The sequence below is a fragment of the Sorangiineae bacterium MSr11954 genome (assembly GCA_037157815.1).
Lineage (GTDB): Bacteria > Myxococcota_A > Polyangia > Polyangiales > Polyangiaceae > Pendulispora > Pendulispora albinea.
Window position 1 is genome coordinate 4,422,146 of the sequence record CP089984.1, and the last position, 21,603, is coordinate 4,443,748.

Below are 21,603 nucleotides of genomic sequence, written 5' to 3' on the forward strand. Positions count from 1 at the left end.
ATTCGAAACACTGCACAATCGGATTGCGGACCTGAAGGTGTCCACCTCCCGAGCGCACGATGAAAGCGGCGCACGATGGTTCGGGCCGCGTGACATCGAACGTCCCATTGCTTGACAGCGTAGAACCCGTTCACTACCATTTTGCGTAGAGTGGTGACCTGTTGTTCTTTATCTATCTTGTGACTCGCGACCGGGAGAGGGAGCTGGCTGGCTCGATGCCAGGCTGACTGAGTTCTCGCGCGTGGGGTATCCGTTCGAGAATCGACGGATTGAGCGCGAGAGCTTCCGGCGTCATGGTCGTCACCTCGTCGGCGAAGTACGAGCACCGCACAAGGAGCAGCCATGCAATGCCCGACACACGAGGATTTTGCCGCCTTACTCGAAGGCCATCTGGCGATTGCATCGCAGGCTCTCATCGAGGCGCACTTGGCCGAATGTACCGTCTGCGACGAGGCGTGGGGGCTACTCGTTCGTGAGAGCATGAAGAGCGATCCACTCGCGCCACGCTCCCCGCCTTTGAAACCGACGATGTCGGATCCCTCGTTGCCCGCACCCTCGGCGTCGAAAGGAGAATTGAGGGCGGGGACGTACGTGGGGCGTTATCTCGTGATCGATGTCATCGGCGTAGGTGGAATGGGCAGCGTCTACCGTGCCTACGATGCAAAGCTCAATCGCAACGTCGCGGTGAAGCTCATACACGTCGAGCCCAGGCTCGTGGGCGAAGCGTCGTCACGATCGAGGCTCTTGCGGGAGGCGCAGGCGCTGGCACAAATGGATCACCCGCATATCGTTAGCGTATTCGACGTCGGTGAGTTTCGCGAGCAGGTGTTCTTCGCCATGGAACTCATCGAGGGCAGCAGCTTCCGCGATGTCTTGCGCCGCCGAGAGCATGACCGGCGCAGCTTGCTGCGGCTGTTGGAGCAGGCGGGCTGCGGTCTTGCCGCGGCGCACGCCGCCGGTTTGGTGCATCGCGACTTCAAGCCCGAAAATGTGCTGATCGATGCCAACCAGCACGCCAAAGTCGTCGACTTCGGGCTGGCACGCGCCGTCGAGACGTACGAAGCCGAAGACCTCGTGACGGTGTCCCCTGAGGCGTCGATATCGCTTTTGGAGCGGCGTATCACCGAGACCGGCGTACGTATCGGGACGCCAGCTTACATGGCGCCGGAGCAGTACCTGGGGTCCCGCATCGATGCACGTGCCGATCAATTCAGTTTCTCCATCGTCGCCTACGAAGCGCTATTTGGGCGACATCCATTCTCCCATGATAACGGGCGGCTCTCCATGGTGGCGCTCTGTGCCGGAAAAATCTCGGTGCCGAGCCGGCCCTTGGACCGCGGCTATCTACGCGTGCTAGCTCGCGGCCTGTCGAGCGATCCCGCGGGTCGCTATCCGTCGCTTCAATGCCTCCTCGATGAATTGGTCCAGGTTCCACGACGGCGGCGGCGGCGCGGCGTTGCCATCGCAGTGGTCGTGTGCGCCGCTGCGGGGCTCATCGGAGGACCGGCGATCCAAGAACATCGCGCGCAGCGTTGTGACGCGGCCGCGACCCAGGCGCTCGCCGGGATCTGGGACCCGCCGCGGCGGATGCAGGTCGAGAGCGCGTTCGCCGGGGATGGCAAGGTATTCGGCCGTGACATCTGGAACAGAGTCGCCGCCACGCTCGATGGCTATGCGGACCAATGGAAGCGCACAAGCATTGATCTCTGCCGGAACGTGGAGTGGTGGCGTGCCGAAGAGAACGCGATCCAGAGGCGCTCCTACTCATGCCTCGATGAGCGGCGCCGGGAGCTTCGCGCGGTCACGGATGTCTTCTCGGGCGGCGATCCGAACGTGCGTCTCTACGCTCCCGACGCCCTCATTCAGCTTGGCTCACTGTCGACCTGCACCAATTCCGCGGCGCTCGCGTTGACCCCGCTGCGTGCGCATGACATCGGGACGTCCAGCACCGTCGAGCGTATTCGCGACCTTCTCGCGAAAAGCCGGGCGCTCCGTGATGCACACGAAGTGGCCGCGGCCAAGGAAGCGGCACGGCAAGCGCTCGAGCTGGCGCGCACGCAGCAGGATCGAGGGCTCATCGCCGAAGCGCATTACCGTCTCGGCGTCGCGCAGGTCTTTGCCAGTGAGTACGCCGCGTCGGAGTCGAGCCTCGTTCAGGCCCTTGCCGACGCCGAAGCCAGTGGCCACGAACGGTTGCTGCCGCTCGTCTGGATTGAGCTGCTCACGGTCATCGTGGGAGGTAGCCAAACGGAGCGCTTCAGCGACATCGAGTGTCTGGTTCCGTTCATCGAGGCCACGGTGGAGCGCTTCGATCCGCACGGGCCAGCTTCCATCAGGCTCTCGTACGCCCTGGGTCTCCTCGACGAGCACCGCGGTAAGGACGATCTGGCGATCGCCCGGTTCAATGCGGCGCTGAACATGGCACGAACCGCATACGGCGAGAATGACATGCGACGTCTCGAGATCTACGATGTCCTCGTCAATTCAGAGAGGAACGTCAATCAGCTCGACAAAGGGATTGCACACGCGCGCTTGGCTTTGGCGGAGGCCGAAGCACTGTTCGGCAAAGACCATCCTCAGCTCATAAAAATGCTATCGCGGCTGGCACGCATGCTGACCCGACAAGGTGACGCCGCCGACGCGCAAACTGTACGAGAACGTGCCCTTCGCATGGTCGAGCAGTTATCTCCTTCCGAGATTCCAGCCATCGATCTGGGATTGTCACTATTCGAACTAGGATACGCTTACTTGGAGGACGACCAGCCTGCGGCCGCCCTGTCCATCTTTCGTCGATCGCTCGACATTCACAAAGCGAACAAGGAAGAGTGGGCCGAAGCAGGTACGATTGCGGCGATCGCTCGTGCTGAGGCGGCGCTAGGGCAGCTCGACGTGGCGCGCACCATGTTCGAGGAAGCTCTCGCACGCTTTACGGGATTGCTGGGGGCCGGCCATCCGGAATCCATCAAGGCTGGCGTCAAGCTGGGACATACTTTGCTCACCCTGCGTCGTGGGCGCGACGCACTGCAGCTCTGTACGCAATTGCTCGATGCCGGCACGCGTGCGCTCGGACCCCACCATGTTTTGGTCGCCTGGGAGCTTTCGTGTGTCGGCGAGGCAAGCGAGCAGCTCGGTCGGCTCCCGGAGGCGCTGGCAGCATTGGAACGAGCCGAGAAGCTTCTCGAAGAAGGGACCACGAAGCCGTGGCCCGAGTACCGCGCGGGCATCCGTTTCGCCCTCGCACGGGTGCTGTGGCGGACCGGCGGTGATCGCGCGCGCGCCCGACGCCTCGCCGACGAAGCGCTGAACCTCTACCAGCACGGTCCCCGCGCCTTTGCCAAGGACGGTGTTGCCGTTCAGACCTGGCTGTCCAAGATCTCCGCACGGCAACGATAAATATGCGCGCGCGGAGCCAAGCCGTCGATACCGAGCGCCGTCCGCACGGCGGTGGCGCGGTGGCCGGCGTCGAGCCTCGGATCATTCCCTCGGTGCGGTGCCGGCCACGTCCCTGCCAACCCGGAGTGTTCCAACTGGGGTTTCAGAATGGAACGTACTCAGTGGCATCCATTCTTGTTGCCCCAGGCGTCCCACAGCGCGTTTCGGTGGCCATCGTCGTCCTTGGAATAGATGACGAGGTTCCCGTCGAACTGGAGTACCAGCTCCGCGTGCCGAAGGTTGTCACAGCCCCAGGTGTTGGATGCCCATCGCGGATTGTTGTCCCGTCGTAGATCACCACGTTGCCGTCGGTCTGCAACGCCAGATGCCAGTTCTGGCGATTCGGGCCCCAGGTGCCCGAGGCCCAGTAGGGTCGCGTGTGGCCGCTGCCTTCGTACAGCACCGCGTTGCCGTCCGCCTGGAACTCGAAGTGCAGCGGGTCGCTGGTTGGCGGGTTTGAATAGGTAAAGTCGAGGACGTCGCCAGCGAACATGCAGGGTATTGCCGAAGTCGACGTGCATGCCGTCGCTCAACGGTAGAATGATTCCGTCTTCGTATCGGACGCGGTAGTTGCATGGCGGGGCGCTCGCGGATGTGGTCGGCGAGGCGCTCGCCGAAGCGGAGCGGGTATCCCAACGTGCATTGCGGTCGCGGTCAGGGTCACGACGAGAGAGAGCAAACGTCGTGTGCGCATGGCATTCCTTTTCGCAGAAGGTTCACTGTTTCAATGAGAAGCTCGGGCGTCCGCCAGGGACGCTTCTCTTTGCACAGAAGACGTCAGCGTCCCGGAAAGGATTCGAAATGGTCAGAATCTACGGCGGTTCGTCGATTGGCCCCTCGATCGTGCACCGTTTCGAACGGTACACAACGGTACGGTGATACGTGCGTTCGGTACACTTGGTGATCCATGTGTTTCGCTCGTCGGACGGCGCTATGCACGAAAGCGCGCTACGACCGTGCGAAAGTGAGCCGCATTGGCGCCAACGATCCAGCTATTGCTGGCGTGACTCGCTCGATTAGGACGCGGCCGGGTAGGCTGCCGCCGCATCCTCGAAATATTCGTCGAACCGACGATCCGCGTCCTCGCCGAAGAGGATGCTGCATGCCTCCCGCAGCCCCGGCGCCGTGCGCAGGACGTCCTTTCGAATGACCAGCGCGATCTTGGAGCGACGGCGCAAAAAATCGTCCAGCTTGACGATCATCTCGCGCCGCGCGGCCTGCGCGATTTCACAGCGAAGGTACTCGGCCCCCTCGACCAGCACTTCGGCCATCGCAGGATCGGCGCGGATGTCTTCGAGGAGGCCCAGCGCCTCGGCCCCGTAGCGCCGCCAGAGGCGCGACGTCAGCACCTCCGACGAGCTGGGCGAGGTCATCGCGTCCAGGTTCATCAAGCGCGCTTGGTGCAGAAACTCGCGGTGTGTCTCCTCCGGCGATTCGCCATACCAGCGCGCCTCGGGGAAGGGGAGATCGATGCCGAGCCCGCGCACGAACTCGGCCACCTCTTCGCCCACGTTGAGGCAGTCGGTCAGCTTGCCGCCGAAGATGCTGATGTGCTTTCGCGACGCGTCCACCTCGATGGCGTGCTTGCGCGAGAGCTGCGTCCAGTCGGTGTTCCCATTGCCCCCTCCGCTGATGGCGAGGGGACGGACGCCGCAGCGCTCGGCGATGACGTCGGCCTCGGTCAGCGGCTTCTTCAGGCGCAGGCGCTTGTTGATGTTGTCGAGCACGAAGCGCCGGTCCTCGTCGGTGACCTCGCTCTCGGGGCGGTCGACGCGCGTGTCGGTCGTGCCGATGCACGAGCGCGGCCCCATCGGCACCACGAAGAAGGGCCGCCCGTCGTCGGCGAACAAAGTGATGACCCGTCGATGCGGCGTGATGCGATCGACGATCAGGTGAATGCCCTTCGAGAAGACGTGCCGGTGCGACGTGGTCTCGCCCGCCTTGGAGTTCATGGCGTCCACGTACGGACCGCACGCGTTGATGATGACGCGCGAGCGAATGGTCCACTCGCGCCCGTCGCCCGCGGCGCCGTTCACGTCGCGCGCCCGCGTCGCCCATAGTCCATCTTCGTAGCGCGACCCCAGCGACTCGACATAGTTGGCGGCCACGCAGCCGTAGTTGAGGGCGCCGCGCACGAAGTTGAAGACGAAGCGCGCGTCGTTGTCGTGCAGGTAAGCGTCGGAGTACTCGAAGCCCCCGTCGCTCACGTTCAAATCGATGACGGGCTCCTCGCGCTCGATGGCCTTCCTCGGCAAGAGGCGCGGCTTCTTGGTGAAGAGGCTCCCGATGAACCAATAGAGCCACGCTCCCACGAACAGCTTGAGCAGGCTGTGGCGGAAGCCGCGCGGGTGCGCCGCGAAGAAGCGGATTTCCTGCACCGTCGAGGGGTAGCTGCGGATCAGATGGTTGCGCGAGACGCAGAGCTTGCGGACCAGGCCGAACTCCAACGTCTCCATGTACTTGATGCCGCCCCACGCCAGGTTCGACGATTGCTGGCTGGTGAACCCCGCGAAGTCCCCCTTGTCGATCAGCGCGACCTTCGCGCCGCGCGCCGCGAGACAGGCCGCCGAGACGGCGCCGTTGATTCCGCCTCCGACCACGAGAACATCGAAGACCTCTTCACCGAGACGGCGGACATTGGCAACACGCAGATTGGACATATTGGGTCACGACGGAAGGACTGGACGGAGATCCGGGCTTTCAGACCGGTATTTAGGACCCCTTCGTCGCATCTTTAAGCAGCGAGATCGACTCCAAAAGGGGGGACCCGCCCAGGTCCACATGAGCCCGTCGGCGCGGAAGGTGCATTCGCCGAGTAAATCCTGCGCGGGGCATGCTAAAAGAGCTCGCTAGATGGCACTCGGCTGACGCGTATCCGTCACCGGTCACAGCTACGGGGCTTACGCATGCGTCTTCGTCGATCCACCGTGCTCTTCTCGATCCCGGCTGCCCTTGCGGCGGCAAGCATCCCGCTCGCCGTCTCGTGCTCGGACGAATCGACCTTGGTGGCCAACCCCTCCGACGCATCGATCGACCGCGCCCCGCCATCGACCTCCGATTCCACGGCGCCCGTCAAAGTCCAAATCTTGGGCTTCAACGACTTCCACGGAAACCTCGAGGAGCCGACGGGGAACAACGCCAACGTGCTCGCCGAGGGCAACGATCCCGCGATTGGCGATGCGGGCGTCCCCCTCGACGGTTCGACGAAGAAGAACGTGCCGGCCGGCGGCGTGGTGTTCTTGGCCGCGCACATCGCCAAGCTCCGGGCCCAGAACCCGAACACCGCCGTGGTCTCCTCCGGCGATATGACCGGCGCCAGCCCGCTCGTATCGGCCATCTTCAGCGACGAGCCCACGGTGCTCGCGATGAACGCCATCGGCCTCGATTTCAATGGTGTGGGCAACCACGAGTTCGATCATGGCGTGGGCGAGCTTCTGCGCTTGCAATATGGCGGCTGTCACCCGACCAAGGGCTGCCCGCCCGACATCGCCGACTTTCCGGGGGCCAAATACCGCTACCTCGCGGCCAATGTCGACGTGGCCAAGGACCGCACCATCTTTCCCGCGTATGGCATCAAGGAGCTCGGCGGACAAAAGGTCGCGTTCATCGGGATGACCCTCAAGGACACGCCGTCGGTCACCGTGCCGTCGGCCGTCGCCGGGCTCAAGTTCGATGATGAGGTGGCCACAGTCAACGAGCTGATTCCCAAGATCAAAGGCGAGGGGGCGAGCGCCATCGTGGTGCTCCTGCACCAAGGGAACATCCCGCTCCCGGGCACGGTGTACAGCGACTGCGGGGTCGAGAGCGGCACCATCGTCGACATCGCGAAGAAGCTCGATCCGGCGGTGAGCGTCGTCTTTAGCGCGCACACGCACCAAGCGTACAATTGCAAAGTGCGCGACGGTGCCGGCGGCGAGAAGCTGGTGACCAGCGCGGCGTCGTTCGGGCGTGTCGTCACGCAGGTCGAGCTGACGATCGACCCCGTTCAGCACAAGGTGACGGAGAAGAGCGCGAAGAACCACATCGTCACGCGCGACATCGCGCCCGATCCGGCCGTGAAGCAGATCCTCGACACGTACAAGACCCTCGCCGGCCCCGTGGGCAACGAGCCCATCGGGCGCATCACCGGAGCCCTCACCAAGGACACCACCAGCGCCTCGGGCGAGTGGATCATCGGTGATGTCATCGCCGATGCCATGCTCGCGGGCATGCAAGACCCCAAAAAGCCCGGGTACGACGCGGTCATCGCGCTCATGAACGCCGGCGGCGTGCGCGCCAGCGTTCCTTGCGACGGGTGCAGCGAGGCCAGCCCGGGCACCATGACCTACGCGCAAGCCTTTACGGTGCAGCCCTTTACGAACTACCTCGTCACGGTGAGCTTGACCGGCGCCCAGATCGAAACCTTGCTCAACCAGCAGGGCAAGGGCATCCTCCAGATCGCGGGCTTGAAGTACGCGTACAAGCGGCCCGGTGGCGGCGCCCCCGTGGTCGAGCCAAACACCATTCAGGTTCGCGAAGCCGGCGGTTACGTTGCGCTCGACCCCGCCAAGACCTACCGGGTGGTGACGAACAACTTCCTCGCCACAGGCGGCGATGGATTCGATGAGTTCAAGAAGGCGACCAACCCGACCAACGGTCCGATCGACCTCGACGCGCTCATCGCATACATGAAGGCCAACAACCCGCTCAAGCCGCCCGCGCTCGATCGCATCACGCGCTTGCCGTGATCGATCGCGCCGCGCGCGCGGATCGGATGAACGCGGGCAGCGCGAACGCGCAGCGTGCATACGTCGCTCGAACGTCAGCGTGACACAAGCGTCACAGAGCTGACATTCAAGTACGGTAATTTTCGCTCCCAATAGCAAGTGGCTACTTCAGCACGCTTTGGTAAGTATCGCTTCGTTGCAACCCTCGGACGCGGAGGGATGGCGGATGTCTACCTGGCGCTCCAGAGCGGTCCCCAGGGCTTTCGCAAGCTCGTCGTCGTCAAAAAGCTGCGCGCCGATGTCGCGGAGGAGGATACCTACCGCGCCATGCTGCTCGACGAAGCGCGTCTGGCCGCGCGGCTTCGTCACCCCAACGTGGTGCAGACGCTCGAGGTGGGCGCCCACGATGGAGAGAACTTCATCGCGATGGAGTACCTCGAGGGGCAACCGCTCGGGCGCATCGCCACCGCCGCCTTTCGCGCGAACCGACCGATCGAGGCGCCGTTGGCGGTGCAGATCGTCATCGATGCGCTGAGCGGCCTTCACTACGCCCACGAGCTTCACGACTTCGACGGCATGCCCCTCGGCATCGTGCACCGCGACGTGAGCCCTCAGAACATCTTCGTGACGTACGACGGCGAGGTGAAGCTGGTCGACTTCGGCATCGCGCGCACCGTTCTCAGCAACACGGCCACCGCCGTGGGCACCTTCAAAGGCAAGCCCTCGTACACGGCGCCCGAGCAAGTGCGCGGCGATCCCATCGACCGGCGCGTCGACGTCTTCGCCACCGGCATCGTGCTCTGGGAGCTGCTCGCGCAACGCCGCCTCTTTCGAGCCGACACGCCCATGGAGGCGATGCACAAGCTCCTGCTCGAAGAGATCCCGCGCCTCTCCACGGTCGTGCACCACATCCACCCCCTGCTCGACGCCATCTGCGCCCGCGCCCTCGAAAAAGACGCGAGCGCCCGCTTCGAGACCGCCCTCGAGATGCGCACCGCGCTCGAAGCGTACTTCGACGAGGTGGGCGTGCGCCCCCTCGGCCGCGACAAACTGGGCGCGTGGGTCGCGACCCTGTTCGAGAAAGAGCGCTCCACCGTGCGCGCGCGCATCAGCGAGTGCATCCGCGCACAAGACGGCGAGCGCAGCATCGAATCGGTGCCCACCTTGGTCGTCGCGCCGGGCGCTTCGGGCTCCACGCCGCAGTCGACCAGCCATCCGATTTATTCCACGTTGCACCCGCCCAAGGTGCCTGCGTCCGAGGCCAAAGGGCGCCGCGGCACCTTGATCATGGCCGGCGTGGCCGTCGCCGCGGTCGCAGGGATCGCGGGGTTGTTCGTCTCCAACGGCCTCCGGAAGAAGGCCGCCATCGCGCCCGGATCGCAGGAGGCCGTGGCCGCCCTCGCCGATGCCGGCGGCGAGCGGGTGCTCAGGCTCTGCGGCTCCAACACCATCGGCGCCGAGCTCGCGCCGGCGCTGGTCGAGGCGTACTTCAAGAAGAAGGGGATCACCACCACGTCGCGCACGCCGGGGAAGAAGCCGGCGTCCGTCGATATCCGCGCCGGCAGGCCGGACGAGCGCGTTCAAATCGTCTCCATCGAGGCCGAGGGGACGGCCACCGCCTTCCAGGGCCTCGCGAATGGAACGTGCGACGTGGGCATGGCCTCGCGCGCCGTTCACGACGACGAGAACGCGCTGCTCGCGCAAAAAGGGCTCGGGGAGATGCGCTCGCCCGCCAACGAGCACGTGATCGCGCTCGACGGCATCGCGGTGGTCGTGCACCCGAACAGCAAGGTGCGCGCGCTCGACGCCGATCAGCTCCGCCGCGTCTTCACGGGCGCCGTGAAGGATTGGTCGGAGGTCGGGGGCGCCCAAGGCCCCATCAGCGTCTTCGCGCGCGACGACGCCTCGGGCACGTACGATACGTTCAAGCATTTCATCCTGGGGAAAGAGAAGTTGAGCCCCGCGGCCAAGCGCTTCGCCGACAGCGACGCGCTCTCCGACGCCGTCGCCAACGATCCGGGGGGCATCGGCTTCATCGGCCTCGCGTACATCCGCTCGGCCACCGCGCTCGCGGTCTCCGATCGCGGGGCGCCCCCGATGTTCCCTTCGCCCTTCACGGTCACCACCGAGGGTTACATGCTCTCGCGCCGCCTCTACTTCTACACGGGCTCGCGCCCGACCAGCCCTCTCACCCGCGAGCTCGTCACCTTCGCGCTCTCGCCCGAGGGGCAGGCCGCGGTGCGGGCCTCGGGGTTCGTCGATTTGAGCGTTCGCGTGCACGACGCCGACGCGTGCACCGGCCGCTGCTCCGCGCGCTACCTCGGGACCATCAAAAAAGCGCGCCGCCTCTCGCTCGATTTTCGCTTCCGCACCGGCAAAAATGAGCTCGACAGCCGCGGCACGCGCGATCTCGACCGCGTCGTGTCCTTCCTCAATGGCCAGCCGGGCGCCCGCGTCCTTTTGCTGGGGTTCTCCGACGGCACCGGCGACGCCACCCAGAACCTGCGCCTCTCGCGCGAGCGCGCCAAAGCCGTCGGCGACGAGCTCTCCGCCCGCGGCGTTCATCCGGCCACGGTCGACGGCTTCGGCTCCGAGATGGCCGTCGCCTCCAACATCGACGAGTCCGGTCGCGAACGCAACCGGCGCGTCGAGGTCTGGCTGGCGCCGGAGTAGCGCTCCCGCAGGCTATTTCGGGGCCGGCGCGGCGGGGGAGGGCGGGGTCGGCGAGCTGCCGCTCCCGCTCTCCGCCTTGTCCTCGGCGAGCAGGTCCTTGAGCCGCTTTTGGCGCGTGTTCTCGTCGAGCCCCACGCCGAGCTTCGCGGCGTCGAAGGTGAGCATCGGCAGCTGCCCGGCGCCGTTGAAGGTGGGCAGCTTCCCATCCCAATGCTCGAGCGCGCGGTACTGAAGGATCGCGGGGCTGGTGGACAACCGAATGATCTCGTTGGCCCGCGCCTCCGAGCGCGCACGGATCAAGAGCGCATCGGCGTCGCCTTGCGCCTTTTGCCGGGCGGCTTCGGCCGCGCCGTGCGCTTGCGTGATCGCTTGGTCCGCCTCGGCCTTCACCTGGCGCACCTTGTTCTCGCTCTGGATCGCGTTTTGGGTGGCCTCCATCGCGCGGTTGATGGCGTCGGCCACGTTCTGCGGCAGGCGCAGGGCACCGTTGATGGTCAATTGGTCGATGACGAAGCCGTCCTTGTCCAGCACCTCCCGGCATTTGGCGGTGACGTCGGAGAGCATCTTCGATTTACCGGAGCCGTACACGTCTTGGACGGGCAGCTTCGAGGCCACGTCGTTGAAGGCCTCGCGCACCGTGTTGCGCACGTATCCATCGGCGAGCACGTTCAAGTTGTTCTGCCGAAACCGCCCATACAGCCGCGGCACCAAGGTGGGCTCGATGTGGAACGAGAGGCCGATGTCGGCGTTGACGTTCACGCCCTCGCTCGACGAGAACGTAATCGACTCGTCGATCTGACGGCCCTCGTGGGCGGCCTGCGTCCACACCACGTTTTGCACGCTGGTGGGAAACTCGATGATCTGCTCCGTCAGCGGATTGAAAAAGACGTAGCCGGTGACCACCGGCGCGTCTTGCACACCGCGCTCGCTCCCCGCGAGCTTCACCCGCACCCCGACGTGCCCCGCGTCGATGCGCTGCGTGGTGGCGCACCCCACGAACACAAGCACCAACAACACGGCGACCGACGAAATGATTCGGAACACCGTTTTCCCATCCGCGCTCGGGGGATTCAACTTGATCGCCATCGCCCTTCACCTTTCGCCGATTCAATCCGCTCTTCGTCCATGCCCGAAAGCGCTGAGCGCCGCCGCGATCCCTAGCGCCACGAGGATCGCCACCGCGCCCCAAAACCGAACGTCGCTGGGCGCGTTGAGCCAGGGCTGCAGCGCGAACAGCGCGATCAGCTCCAGGGCGATCAGGAGCGCCGTCACCCAGGGGCGCCTCCACCTCGGCCGCCTCGGGCGCTGCGCCCCGAGCTCCGCGCGAAGGCGCTCGTTCTCCGCGCGGAGCGACTCGACCTCGTTCCGATAAGGCGGTGCCATGGCGCTTCCTCGCTCTCCTTCGTCCGGTCAGCTGGCCGCGCGAGCTGCGCTGGCCGCCGTCGCGTCATCGACCAAGGTCACGGTGCGCGTCTCACCCGGCTCGAAGCGCACGGCCGTTCCTGCGGGGACGTCGAGGTGCTTTCCCTCGGCGAGCGCCCGGTCGAACTCGAGCGCCGCGTTCGTTCTCGAAAAGGGATAATGACTCCCCACTTGAATCGGCCGATCCCCGCGGCTGGTCACCGTCAAGGTCGTGCGGCGCCGCCCCGCGTAGAGCTCCACCTCGCCCGGTGCGACGGAGATGGCGCCGGCGGGCGACGCCTCCACCTCGGACGTCGCGCCGAAGACCGCGGGATCGGGCACCGGTAGAAAGCTGCCGTACAGCGCCAAGGACAGATCGCCGTCCTCGCGCACGATGGGATCGTGCACCGTGACCAGCTTGGTACCATCGTCGAACGTACCCTCGACCTGCACTTCGTGGAGCATTTCGGGTACGTTGGGGAGCACCTGCCTTCGCCCGAGGACCCGCCGGCCGAGATCCATCAACTCCGCCACGGAGCGCCCGTCCCGGATCCACTCGAGCAGCTGGGTGGCGAGCAGCGCAACCGCCTCCGGGTAATTCAAGCGAACGCCGCGTGCGAGGCGCTTCTGCGCGAGAAATCCGGCTTGATGCAGGACGAGCTTATCGATGTCGCGCGGCGAAAGATGCATGCCTCCATCATGGACTCGCCACGCTGCGTTGCAAGAGCGCCTGGAGCGGTGCTTCTCCGACGCGGACCCACCGCGACCGAGGCGGTGGACCCGACCCGGACGAGACCTAGGACGAGGCGCCGGACAAGACCAGCATGCACCTCCGGACGTCCAGGTTAAGGTGACCGCCCTTGCGGCGCCGCTTCGGACAGAACATGATGGGGCGTTCCCTTCATGCGCACCGCAGTTCCGCCCGGCGAGCATACCAAAGTACAGACGTTCGAGCCTCGGGCCAAAGCCGCGCCCTGTCCCCATTTGATGTGGCGCGACCTTCGGGGGCACCACAAAGTGAAGCTCGCGCTGCGCTCCACGCTCCTGGGCTCCGCCAGCGGCGTGAGCGTTGTGATCACGGACACCACCGTCTCCCGGCTCCACGCCGAGATCGAGCTGCGCGAGGACGGCGTGTGGATCCGCGATCTGGGCAGCCGAAACGGCACCTTCGTCGAAGGCGTCCTGGTATCGAGCGCGCGCGTGGCCGACGGCAGCAAGGTCAAGCTCGGGGTGACCGAGCTCACGGTGGTCTACGATGGCGAGCAGCAGCCACCCGAGCTCTGGCCCGAGGAGAGCTTCGGACCGCTCGTCGGCCGAACGCCGGTCATGCGCGCCCTCTTCGCCTATTTGGCCAACATCGCCAAGGCCGACTCCCCGGTGCTCATTCAAGGCGAAACGGGCACGGGGAAAGAGCTGGTCGCGCAAGCCATCCACGAAGCTTCACCGCGCGTCGACAGGCCCTTCGTCATCGTGGACTGCGCGGCGCTCCCCGAGAGCCTCATCGAGAGCGAGCTGTTCGGCCACGCCAAGGGCGCGTTCACCGGCGCCACCACCGCGCGCACCGGCGCCATCGAGGCGGCCGACGGCGGCACCGTCTTCCTCGACGAGATTGGCGATCTGCCCATGTCGGTCCAGCCGCGTCTCTTGCGCGCGCTCGAGTCGAGCACCATCCGCCGGGTCGGCGAGACCTCGCGCCGCAAGGTCAACGTCCGTTTCCTCTCGGCGACCCACCGGGACATCCGCACCATGGTCAACGCCGGCGCCTTCCGCGAAGACCTTTATTTCCGCCTCGCGGTCCTACCGGTGACCGTCCCCCCCTTGCGCGAGCACCTCGACGACGTCCCCTTGCTGGTCGAGCGCTTCTTACCGCGCGGCGTCGCCGCCAGCCCCGAGCTCGTGTCCCAGCTCACCAAGCGCCCGTGGCTCGGCAACGTCCGCGCCCTTCGCAACTTCGTGCACCGCGCTGCCGTCATGGGCGCCAAAGAGGCCCTCTCCTTCAGCGACACCGCCGCGGAAGGCCGCCCCATTCCCTCTTCGCGCACGGCGCCACCCCCGAGCCTCGTCCCCACGGCCGGCGGCCCCGCGCCCATTCCTCCCAGCGACTTCGAGTCCTCCGCCTTCGACGCCGACTTCAAACGCTTCCGCGAAACCTGGATCGACGCCGGCGAACGCGAATACGTCCGCCGCCTCCTGGCCCGCCACGACCGCAACGTCTCCAACGCCGCCCGCGAAGCCGGCGTCGACCGCACCTACCTCTATCGCCTCATCCGCAAACACCTGCTCTAAGCCCCGTCGTCCGACCCAATCTTCGACGAGAAGCCGTTCCCGCACCGTCTCGAACCTTCGTAGAAGAAGTCGCTTTTCGAGGCGGCTCCTTCGTAAAAAAAACGCTTTCGAGGCGTCTCGAACCTTCGTAGAAAAAGTCGTTCCGAGGCGCATTCGAGAAGAAGTCGTTCCGAGGCGCATTCGAGAAGAAGTCGTTCCGAGGCGCATCCGAGAAGAAGTCGTTCCGAGGCGCATTCGAGAAGAAGTCGTTCCGAGGCGCATTCGAGAAGAAGTCGTTCCCGAGGCGCATCCGAGAAGAAGTCGTTCCCGAGGCGCCCCGGAGAACAAAGGCGCCCCGAAGAACCATAAACGTCAAAGCTTGTTCATATACGCAATCATCGGCCCATAGTCCTCTACGGGCAAATGCGGAATCCCCGGCACCCCCACGCCAATCAAAAACTCATACGCGGCGGTGTAGTGCTTCATCATATCTTCCATGGTAGCCGCACTGTTGTCGTGGAAGTACGGCGCCGTGTAACGAATACCCCGCAGCTGCGGAATGTCGAACGAGTTGAAATCGTCGATCTTCCCCGTGATCAACGCGATCCCCGGATCCGTGCTCGGACAAGGCTCGGCCTTCCGCGTCAACGGACAAACCGCCATGCTGCCATCCGGATTCGTAAAGATATAAGGCCGAACCGGCAACGTGCTCGGCTCGAACCCAAACGGAACCTTCGGCGGCCGCGGCCCCGACACGAAAATATTCTGCGCCTGCCCAAACCCAATGTTGGACCCCGTCTGCGTCGGCCCACTATGGCAAAGCGAAGAACACTTCGCCTCGAACAGCGCCTTGCCCTGCTTCTCGTACGCCGAGAGCGGCGGATCGACGTTGGGCAGCGGATTCTGCCCGCGCTCGATCGCGTTCGCGAGCACGAACGTCCCCAGCGACGAGAAGAGCACCTTCTGGAAGTTCGACACATCCTCGAGCGCCCGACTCGCCGGCTCCCGCTGAATCAACGCGTGATCGTGGAGCGCCCCCAGCGCCTGCGACTCCAAATTCGGCTGCCGCCCATCCTGCTGGTACGGCGCCGTGAGCGCCGCATTGAGCACCGTGGGCACCGCGCGCAGCACCGTCACGGTGGTGGCGGCCGGATCGTCGGCCAGCTTCACGTTCGGCGGCAGCTTCAGGGTGACCCGCACCAACCCCTTCGTGCGAAGGCTCGTATAGTCGTTCTTGCCGTCGTCGGCGTCGATGGACTTGAAGAGCGGATCGCGCCCCTTGCTCGAGCGATAGAGCCTCTCCGCCGTCGCCGGCGAAAGCGCAAAGCCGTCCTCCGGACGGTGGCACGTGGCGCACGTTCGCCCGTTTCCTTTGACCCCCGGGAACTCGAAGAAGAACAGCTTCGCACCCCGAAGCACGCTCGAACCGCGCCCCGAACAATACGCCGACGTGCCCACGGCATCCGTCAAAGCCGCTTCCGACATCTCCTCGGAGTCGCCGCCATTGCCCGAGCCCGAGTCGTCCCTCGACTCCGCGCCGCTGCACCCCATGCCGCTCCACCCCAGAATGAGCGCCCCGAAGATGCCCCCGATCAGCGTTGTCGTCTTCAATCGCCACCTCATTGTCGAAAGGTCGTTCCACATGGCTCCCTCGGCCTTCGCGGGTGAGAGCCACCGCCATCGCCACCGCAACGGCCCCTACTGCAATGCAGATACCGCCGCTCGGGCCGGCTCCCGCACCTCGTTCACCCGAGAAAATCCCGGGTTATCCCCAATCTGACCGTGGTGCACCGGTGCACTTGTCGACCACCAGTCCACAAAAGTGGCCGAGCATGCACCACGACCCCGGGCGACCCCGCGCCACCACCCGCGCCCTTGACGGGAGCCCCGCGCGCGCTAAACTCAACTAAAAGGTTGAATGACGTGCAGGCCCCCCTCGATCGCGCATTTGCTGCTCTCGCCGACCCCACCCGCCGCGCCATCATCGACCGGCTCGCCCGCGGTCCAAGCCGGGTCACCGACATGGCGGAGCCCTTTGCCATGTCCCTCAACGCCGTCTCGAAGCACATCAAAGTGCTCGAACAAGCCGGGCTTCTACGCCGGGTTCGCATTGGCCGGGAGCATCATCTGACCTTGGAGGCCGCCCCCTTGCGCGAGGTGGTGCAGTGGACCTCCCAGTACGAGCGCTTCTGGAACGACCGTCTCGATCGACTCGAGGCTTTCCTGACCACCCCACCTCAAACCGCCCCCGCGGCACCCAACAAGAAGGACCGATGAACCATGTCCTCCGCCTCGTACCCGAAAGCCCCTCAGGATCTCTTTGGCCTCACCGTCTCCCGCCGCATCCAAGCGCCGCCGGAGGCTGTCTTCGCCGCATGGACCGATCCCGAGAAGTTCCGCAAATGGTTTGACACGACCCAGCTCGTGCTCGAGGCGGAACCCGGCAAGCTTTACTTTTTGGAGGTCGCCTACGACAACAAGCTCTGGGCCCACTACGGCCGCTACCTCCGCGTCGAGCGCCCGCGCCTGGTCGAGTTCACGTGGATGTCCGAGGGCACCGAGGGCAAGGAGTCGATCGTCAAAGTCGAGCTGACCCCCATCGGCGAAGCCACGGATCTCCGCATCGTCCACTCCGGCCTACCTACCGAAAAATGGCGTAAGAGCCACCTCGATGGCTGGACGGACATCGCTGCCGCCATCGCCGCCTTCGTCGAGCCGAAGTAGATCACCCCTGCTGGACCCGTGCAGCCGCGCGAGCTCCACGACGAGCTCGCGCCGCGCGCAGGGGAGGTGAGCGCGTCCACCGAGGTCCACGCACTGCCAGGACATGAGTCCTGGTAATTGCGTCGACCAGGAAGCGCCCGAACCCCCGCGCGGGTGCATCCTCTTTAATGAGAGCGAGGTCCGCGAATGAGCGCGCGCCCGCGAATGAGCGCGAGCGCCTGCGAATGAGCGCGCGCCCGCGGATCGCTCCATTCCATCCGACCGCGTCTCCGTCTTCCCGTCGTCCCGCCAGCACGTTCCATTCGTTACGTCTTCCCGCCGTCCCTCGTCACGCCATCACGTCGCATCGTCCATCACGTGCCTTCGATCGCACACCGCTGAGCGATATCGACCATCGCCCGCGATCCCGAAGGTCGCCGCGACACACGTCGCGACGGAGACCGTTACATGACGATCGCTCACCTCGCGTGACGATCGCGAACGTCACGTCGCGCACAGTTCACCGTCAAGGTTCGCACGCGCACCGCCCGCGCGATCACACGTCCCCGCCATGCGCAGGGCGCGCCTTGCGCACTGGGACCGCGCGTCCATCGACGAAGATAACGTTGTCACGCGCGCAGATTCGCAACAAAGCCCCCACCGAGGCGCGAAGCACGTCGCCGCGCAGGCGACAAGCTGAAGTTCGCATGGCGTTTGCGATCACGACAATGGCTGCCATTCCTCGTCGTTCTCCGATGGACGTGGACGTCATGGAAGGCGTAACGATAGGATCGGGTGCTGGTGAGCATCGCTCGAAGAAGCGCGCAAGCAGCCGATGAATGTCGGCGGAGCGAGAAAGAAGACGAAGAGGAAGAAGAAGAAGGGAGGCGGGGAAGGAAGGTGAAGAAGAAGCAGGGATGTCCAAGAGACGACTCTTGACCTTGGTGAAACTGGACGTAGCCTCAACCGTAAGATTGTCGTAGAAGAGTTTCCCTCTTCGCAAACGATCCAAGTTCTTCTAACTCTTCAGTTTGTCGTCTGATCAAGGGGCATCCTACTTTGGGAATGCGTGTGAAAATACAACGAGGGGCCGCGTGAGCGCGGGAGGAATCATGGGGGCGGGCCGAATGAGACTTTTTGCGAAGGTGCTGGTGGCAAGCGCGCCCCTGGCGGTCGCATGCTCGGTCGAATTTTCGCCGCGGGAGTGTAAGGTCGACAGCGATTGTGGGACCAGTTTGGTCTGCGTCCCCGCGGGTCAAGCCGGAAACGCGAGCCTTTCCCAAGCGTCTTGCGTCTCGCCGGACAAGGCTCCTCTGCGCATCGGCATCTCCGCGCCGGCCACTGGACCGAACCAGGACCTGGGCAACCAGATGAGCGAAGGCATCCAGCTTGCGTTCAAAGAGCAGAACGACAAGGGCGGCGTTCGCGGTCGCCAATTGGAGCTCGTGTTCAAGGACGATGGCTATGTGCCGGCGTCCGCCCAGAGCAATGCCGGCGAGTTGCTCGATGTGCGCGCGGCGACCAGCCTCCCGCCGCGATGCCCGTCCACCAAGGACACACCGCCCACGGAGCCCCCGGTGTCCACCACCCGCCTCGAACGCGGGCCCGGCTCCGTCCTCGCCATTCTCGGGAACGTGGGGACGCCCACCATGGTGCGCTTTGCGCCGATCGCGGTGGAGACCGAGACCTTGTTCTTCGGCGCGTTCACCGGCGCGACATTGATGCTTCGCGACGACCTTGCGGGGCCGTGCAAACGATTCATCTTCAATGTACGGGCGAGCTACGCGCAGGAAGCGCGCGCCACGCTCGAGTACTTTCTCTACCCGCGGTGCGAGGGTGGAGGGTGCCACGTCACGGACTACCAGCACCTCATCAGCTTCGATCAGAAAGATACCTACGGACAGGCCGGCTACACGGGCCTCGTGAACGCGTACAAGGCCCTGTCCCAGCAGGCCTCGCGCAAACTACCGCAGCTCCCCGACGACACGGCCATCCCACGATTCCAATACGAACGCAATATCATTGGGGCTGGTCGAGACGCGGGGCGGAATGCGATTACGCATATCCAAAACAATATCCTCAAAGGAAATACGGCCACGCACTACGTCGGCGTCTTGATGACGGACACCTACAGTGCGGGCGCGGACTTCATCAAAGAGATTCAAGACTGGCGCGCTCAGCTCCCCGCCGAGGACGCGAAGCGGCTCATCGTCTTCTTCAGCAACGTGTCGTTCGTCGGACCGAACTCGCTCGCCACCTTGTTGGCCTCAGCTGGTTCGCGATACACGGAGAACGTCTTCGTCTCGCAGGTCGTGCCGAATTATGCGCAGGACGAGTCGGCCATCGTGAGGGACTACCAACGAATGGTCCCGGATGCGTCGCGACGAAACTATACGTCGTTCGAGGGCTATATCACCGCCCACGTCTTCGTGGAGGGGCTCCTCGCTCAGAATGGTTCGTACACGGCGGACAATCTCATCAATACCTTCGAGAACCTGCGCGATGTCTCGCTCGGTCTCGGGGCAGGCTCGGGCTTCTCGCCCGCGCGGGGTGGCCAGCCGGCGGATCACAATTACACGAAGAGCGTATGGGGCACCGCCATTCAGCCGAACGGGAGCTTCAAGAACGTCTACTTCTGGCAAGAGGGGATTGAAATACAGGTTTACTAAGCCCGTGGCGTGAGTGATGCTAAAAGATCATCGTGAAAGAGCACTGCGGCTCGTCGAGGTAGAGGGAGGAAGTGCGATGTCAGAAAGCACGGCCTCCGAGCACGTGATCGGTAAGTACCAACTAATCGCCGATCTCGAGCAAGGGGGGATGGGGAATGTCTACATCGCTATGGCCCAAGGGCCCGGCAGCTTCAGCAAGCTGGTGGTGCTGAAGGAGCTGAAGCCCGAATTCGCGCGCGACCCGGACTTTTTGGCGATGTTTTACGAGGAAGCGCGGGTCGCTTCCCGGCTGCATCATCCGAATATCGTTCATACGTACGAGGTCGGAAGCGAGGGAGACCGTCATTTCATCGCCATGGAGTACCTGAGCGGCCAGTCCCTGGCGCGGGTGCTCTCGGCGCGGCACTTGGGCTTCCCGCTCGAGATGTACTTGAGGGTGCTCTGTGAAGTGCTCCGTGCGCTGGAATATGCGCATGCGCTGACCGACTTCGATGGAAGCCCCATGGGGCTGGTTCACCGCGACGTGAACCCGGAGAACGTGTTCGTCACCTATGACGGGCAGGTCAAGCTCCTCGACTTCGGCATCGCCAAAGCCAAGAACTCGCGGGTCAAGACGCGGGTCGGCGTGTTCAAGGGAAAGCCCTGGTACATGGCGCCGGAGCAGCTCACGGGCGATATCACCGTGCGCACCGACTTCTTCGCCATCGGCGTGATGATCTGGGAAGCGGTCGCGGGCTCGCCCATGTGGCACCAGAAATCCGACGCCGAGGTCCTGTCGCTCCTATCGCAAGGGACCATCCCCTCGCTCGGCAAGGAAGTGCCCGGCGCGCACCCCGAGCTGGTGCGCATCTGCGACAAGGCCCGCGCCGTCGCGCCCGAGGATCGCTACGCCAGCGCCGTCGAGTTCCTGGGCGATATCGAAGCCTACCTTCGCGAGGCCAAAGAAGCCGTATCCGTGCGTGACGTCTCCGCACGTGTGGCCGATATGTTCGCGAGCGAACGCAACGAGCGACGCGAGACCTTGGAGACGTACCTCGGTGCGATCCGCGCGACCAGCGTGCCGAACATCTCGGCCATCACCCCGCGCCTCGCCCCCGGTGAGAGCATCGGCGGCAGCCGTCCCCGGCTGCGCATCCGGCAGACGCCCAGCGGCACGGCCAAGACCGAGGTCGCTCCCTCCGAGTCGCGCGCTCGTTGGCCATGGTTCGTGGGGCTCGCCGCGCTTGCCCTGGTCGTCGCGGGCCTCGCCGTCGTGCGCCCGCGCTTCACCGTGGCCATTCAGCCCGAGGTGCCGGGGTTCCGCTCCACCGAGCACCCGACCCCCGCCGCGCCGCCCGAGCCGGCTGCAACGCAGGCGACTCCTCCGGCAGGGGCGACACCGCCGGCGTCCGCTGCCGCACCCGTTGCATCTGGCGCACCGGCCGCACCGGCCGCACCGGCCGCAAGTAATGCGAGCCCAAGCCCGAACCCGGCCGTGCCCGTCGTGGCCCCCACGCCGCCCGTTGCCTCCAGCTCCGCGCGCTTCCCATTCCGGCCGCCCGCGCGCCCCGGCCAGCCGACCAAGGCTGCGCCGCGATCGTCGGCGTCCGCGCAGCCCAGCGCGGCACCTCCCGCACCCTCCAGCGCACCGTCGTGCGATCCTCCCTTCTATTACGAAGGGACCAAGAAGCTGTACAAACCCGGCTGCATTTAGACAGGTCCACCGTCATGATTCGATCTTCGATGGCTCGCCGCGCGGCAGCTCCGTTCGCCGC

At 65.0% G+C, this 21,603-nt stretch carries 15 protein-coding genes; 8 read left to right on the forward strand and 7 right to left on the reverse strand.

Annotated features, from left to right (window positions below; all coding sequences use genetic code 11):
- The first annotated feature begins 342 nt into the window (after nucleotides 1-342).
- A complete protein-coding gene (locus tag LZC94_17435; protein WXB19008.1) occupies nucleotides 343-3,393 on the forward strand; it encodes a serine/threonine-protein kinase in 3,051 nt (1,016 codons plus the stop codon).
- 142 nt (nucleotides 3,394-3,535) lie between these two features.
- Here the strand turns inward: LZC94_17435 and LZC94_17440 are convergent, their stop codons facing one another.
- Together LZC94_17440 and LZC94_17445 are read right to left on the reverse strand one after the other, a co-directional pair.
- Nucleotides 3,536-3,925: a hypothetical protein gene (locus LZC94_17440; GenBank protein ID WXB19009.1), complete on the reverse strand. Its 390-nt coding sequence runs from the start codon at nucleotides 3,923-3,925 to the stop codon at nucleotides 3,536-3,538.
- A 523-nt stretch (nucleotides 3,926-4,448) separates the two neighbouring features.
- A complete protein-coding gene (locus tag LZC94_17445; GenBank protein ID WXB19010.1) occupies nucleotides 4,449-6,092 on the reverse strand; it encodes an FAD-dependent oxidoreductase in 1,644 nt (547 codons plus the stop codon).
- A gap of 246 nt (nucleotides 6,093-6,338) precedes the next feature.
- On the opposite strand from LZC94_17445, the gene LZC94_17450 reads away from it, so the two are divergent.
- Together LZC94_17450 and LZC94_17455 are read left to right on the forward strand one after the other, a co-directional pair.
- On the forward strand, nucleotides 6,339-8,159 hold the full coding sequence (locus LZC94_17450) for a bifunctional metallophosphatase/5'-nucleotidase (protein ID WXB19011.1): 1,821 nt from the start codon (nucleotides 6,339-6,341) through the stop codon (nucleotides 8,157-8,159).
- Nucleotides 8,160-8,357: 198 nt separating this feature from the next.
- The gene (locus LZC94_17455) at nucleotides 8,358-10,811 is read left to right on the forward strand and encodes a protein kinase (protein WXB19012.1); all 2,454 of its coding nucleotides are present in this window, start codon (nucleotides 8,358-8,360) and stop codon (nucleotides 10,809-10,811) included.
- Nucleotides 10,812-10,823: 12 nt separating this feature from the next.
- On the opposite strand, the gene LZC94_17460 is transcribed toward LZC94_17455, so the two are convergent.
- From LZC94_17460 to ureA, 3 genes are read right to left on the reverse strand one after another with little or no spacing between them, the layout of a single operon-like run.
- Complete coding sequence (locus LZC94_17460; GenBank protein ID WXB19013.1) at nucleotides 10,824-11,897, reverse strand: hypothetical protein; 1,074 nt, start codon at nucleotides 11,895-11,897, stop codon at nucleotides 10,824-10,826.
- A gap of 21 nt (nucleotides 11,898-11,918) precedes the next feature.
- On the reverse strand, nucleotides 11,919-12,194 hold the full coding sequence (locus LZC94_17465) for a hypothetical protein (protein ID WXB19014.1): 276 nt from the start codon (nucleotides 12,192-12,194) through the stop codon (nucleotides 11,919-11,921).
- 27 nt (nucleotides 12,195-12,221) lie between these two features.
- Nucleotides 12,222-12,902, reverse strand: a complete 681-nt coding sequence (gene ureA, locus LZC94_17470; GenBank protein WXB19015.1) for an urease subunit gamma — start codon at nucleotides 12,900-12,902, stop codon at nucleotides 12,222-12,224.
- Between the two features lie 213 nt (nucleotides 12,903-13,115).
- Here ureA and LZC94_17475 point away from each other — a divergent pair, with 213 nt between their 5' ends.
- Nucleotides 13,116-14,498: a sigma 54-interacting transcriptional regulator gene (locus LZC94_17475; protein ID WXB19016.1), complete on the forward strand. Its 1,383-nt coding sequence runs from the start codon at nucleotides 13,116-13,118 to the stop codon at nucleotides 14,496-14,498.
- A gap of 351 nt (nucleotides 14,499-14,849) precedes the next feature.
- Here LZC94_17475 and LZC94_17480 read toward each other — a convergent pair whose 3' ends face one another.
- Complete coding sequence (locus tag LZC94_17480) at nucleotides 14,850-16,088, reverse strand: hypothetical protein (protein ID WXB19017.1); 1,239 nt, start codon at nucleotides 16,086-16,088, stop codon at nucleotides 14,850-14,852.
- Nucleotides 16,089-16,400: 312 nt separating this feature from the next.
- On the opposite strand from LZC94_17480, the gene LZC94_17485 reads away from it, so the two are divergent.
- Both LZC94_17485 and LZC94_17490 read left to right on the forward strand, forming a co-directional pair.
- Nucleotides 16,401-16,754, forward strand: coding sequence for a metalloregulator ArsR/SmtB family transcription factor (locus LZC94_17485; GenBank protein ID WXB19018.1), 354 nt, complete (start codon nucleotides 16,401-16,403; stop codon nucleotides 16,752-16,754).
- A 3-nt stretch (nucleotides 16,755-16,757) separates the two neighbouring features.
- Nucleotides 16,758-17,201, forward strand: coding sequence for an SRPBCC domain-containing protein (locus tag LZC94_17490; protein ID WXB19019.1), 444 nt, complete (start codon nucleotides 16,758-16,760; stop codon nucleotides 17,199-17,201).
- Nucleotides 17,202-17,736: 535 nt separating this feature from the next.
- Here the strand turns inward: LZC94_17490 and LZC94_17495 are convergent.
- Nucleotides 17,737-18,192, reverse strand: a complete 456-nt coding sequence (locus LZC94_17495) for a hypothetical protein (protein ID WXB19020.1) — start codon at nucleotides 18,190-18,192, stop codon at nucleotides 17,737-17,739.
- A 115-nt stretch (nucleotides 18,193-18,307) separates the two neighbouring features.
- On the opposite strand from LZC94_17495, the gene LZC94_17500 reads away from it, so the two are divergent.
- Both LZC94_17500 and LZC94_17505 read left to right on the forward strand, forming a co-directional pair.
- The gene (locus LZC94_17500; protein ID WXB19021.1) at nucleotides 18,308-19,849 is read left to right on the forward strand and encodes an ABC transporter substrate-binding protein; all 1,542 of its coding nucleotides are present in this window, start codon (nucleotides 18,308-18,310) and stop codon (nucleotides 19,847-19,849) included.
- A gap of 76 nt (nucleotides 19,850-19,925) precedes the next feature.
- The gene (locus LZC94_17505; GenBank protein ID WXB19022.1) at nucleotides 19,926-21,542 is read left to right on the forward strand and encodes a serine/threonine protein kinase; all 1,617 of its coding nucleotides are present in this window, start codon (nucleotides 19,926-19,928) and stop codon (nucleotides 21,540-21,542) included.
- Nucleotides 21,543-21,603: the final 61 nt, after the last annotated feature.

Coding starts and splice junctions, on each gene's coding strand:
- LZC94_17435 (WXB19008.1), top strand. CDS start 343: ATGCAATGCCCGACACACGAGGATTTTGCCGCCTTACTCGAAGGCCAT.
- LZC94_17440 (WXB19009.1), bottom strand. CDS start 3,925: ATGTTCGCTGGCGACGTCCTCGACTTTACCTATTCAAACCCGCCAACC.
- LZC94_17445 (WXB19010.1), bottom strand. CDS start 6,092: ATGTCCAATCTGCGTGTTGCCAATGTCCGCCGTCTCGGTGAAGAGGTC.
- LZC94_17450 (WXB19011.1), top strand. CDS start 6,339: ATGCGTCTTCGTCGATCCACCGTGCTCTTCTCGATCCCGGCTGCCCTT.
- LZC94_17455 (WXB19012.1), top strand. CDS start 8,358: ATGGCGGATGTCTACCTGGCGCTCCAGAGCGGTCCCCAGGGCTTTCGC.
- LZC94_17460 (WXB19013.1), bottom strand. CDS start 11,897: ATGGCGATCAAGTTGAATCCCCCGAGCGCGGATGGGAAAACGGTGTTC.
- LZC94_17465 (WXB19014.1), bottom strand. CDS start 12,194: ATGGCACCGCCTTATCGGAACGAGGTCGAGTCGCTCCGCGCGGAGAAC.
- ureA (WXB19015.1), bottom strand. CDS start 12,902: ATGCATCTTTCGCCGCGCGACATCGATAAGCTCGTCCTGCATCAAGCC.
- LZC94_17475 (WXB19016.1), top strand. CDS start 13,116: ATGCGCACCGCAGTTCCGCCCGGCGAGCATACCAAAGTACAGACGTTC.
- LZC94_17490 (WXB19019.1), top strand. CDS start 16,758: ATGTCCTCCGCCTCGTACCCGAAAGCCCCTCAGGATCTCTTTGGCCTC.
- LZC94_17500 (WXB19021.1), top strand. CDS start 18,308: ATGAGACTTTTTGCGAAGGTGCTGGTGGCAAGCGCGCCCCTGGCGGTC.
- LZC94_17505 (WXB19022.1), top strand. CDS start 19,926: ATGTCAGAAAGCACGGCCTCCGAGCACGTGATCGGTAAGTACCAACTA.